This is a genomic window from Methanoculleus sp. MH98A, from assembly GCF_000691865.1.
Lineage (GTDB): Archaea > Halobacteriota > Methanomicrobia > Methanomicrobiales > Methanoculleaceae > Methanoculleus.
This window is the reverse complement of sequence record NZ_JMIO01000225.1, coordinates 1-794: the sequence shown is the minus strand read 5'-3', so window position 1 is coordinate 794 and position 794 is coordinate 1. Positions and strand designations below refer to the sequence as shown.

The window sequence follows — 794 nt, the reverse complement described above, 5'->3', positions numbered from 1 at the left end:
TGGGGGCCGGGGACAGGAGAGAGAGACCGTTCTCACGGCGAAGCAGATCATGCGGGGTACGCTATTCTCCGTCAACCAGGCACTCGTACGGCACCGCTGACCCGCCATTGGCGGCGATGTGACCGTGAGTGCCCCAATGGCTTTGATTCTGCGAAGAACCTGACCAGGATCGTCGTAAGCACGGCGAACCAGAGGTAGTTTGATCAGATCCGGCGGATTCAATCAATGCCGCGGAATGTCGTACGGTATTACAATTAAGTATACGCCTGCTGGATAGGTTAAGATATGAGACTGCGTGTAGTGCTCGAACCCAGTGAGGAAGGGGGATATACGGTCTATGTACCAAGCCTGCCCGGCTGTATCAGCGAAGGCGATACGAGGGACGAAGCATTGGAAAACATCAGGGAAGCCATTGAGCTGTACCTTGAAACCGTTGAGGATGATCTCGTTTGTAGCGAAACAGCCGAACAGGTTGAGATTGCCGTATGAGCAAGGTGCCTGTTCTTGATTACGACAGGATCGTCATCGCTCTTCAAAGAGACGGGTGGGTTGTCGTCCGCACGCGCGGCAGCCACATTCGACTGCATAAGCATCTGCCGGCTAAAACACTGAAACTGACAGTCCCTATGCACAAACCGCTTAAGCGCTCAACACTTTCGCACATTTTAAAACAGGCCGATATGACGGTAGAAGATCTAAACGATCTCCTCTGAGCCGGTGCATGTGAGCGACAACTCCGGCGGGCTACGTTGACCGACATTCGATCTCCATGAGACCAGGTCTCCCTCCTGGGG

2 protein-coding genes are annotated in these 794 nt (G+C 53.9%); both read left to right on the top strand.

Translation table 11 applies throughout. The annotated features are described in order from the left end of the window. Nucleotides 1-285 precede the first annotated feature (285 nt). A complete protein-coding gene (locus EI28_RS12700; protein ID WP_011844087.1) occupies nt 286-489 on the top strand; it encodes a type II toxin-antitoxin system HicB family antitoxin in 204 nt (67 codons plus the stop codon). Next, a complete protein-coding gene (locus EI28_RS12695) occupies nt 486-713 on the top strand; it encodes a type II toxin-antitoxin system HicA family toxin (protein WP_048114155.1) in 228 nt (75 codons plus the stop codon). Before EI28_RS12700 ends, EI28_RS12695 begins: the two co-directional genes overlap by 4 nt. The last annotated feature ends 81 nt before the right edge of the window (nt 714-794 follow it).